1 pseudogene is annotated in these 300 nt (G+C 44.3%); it reads left to right on the plus strand.

The annotated features are described in order from the left end of the window. Window positions 1–300 (plus strand): annotated as a pseudogene (locus HMPREF2609_RS10995) (hypothetical protein); the annotation flags it as partial.

A 300-nucleotide genomic window follows, 5' to 3' on the forward strand; every position in this document is an offset into this window, starting at 1 on the left:
CAGGCAAGGACCGAGAATGAATATTTTAAGGAGCTTTTAGGGCCTATTGAATATCCTTATGGAATGCCTGATGATCCAGTAAATTTGATCTATGAGTATATGGAAGATTTGCATTGGTTGGATTTAAGTCAGGGAGTTTTCGTGGTGTTGCGGGACTATGACGCGTTATTCCGAGACGATAAAGGCCCTGAATACTTGCAGGCAAAGTGGATGGCACAGATTCTGCAAAGTGCGGATAATGACTTACGGTATCGGCATTCCTGGTATGGGAATGGAGACTACGACCCACCGCATGTACTT

This window comes from Rothia sp. HMSC058E10, assembly GCF_001809415.1.
Classification (GTDB): Bacteria; Actinomycetota; Actinomycetes; order Actinomycetales; family Micrococcaceae; genus Rothia; species Rothia dentocariosa.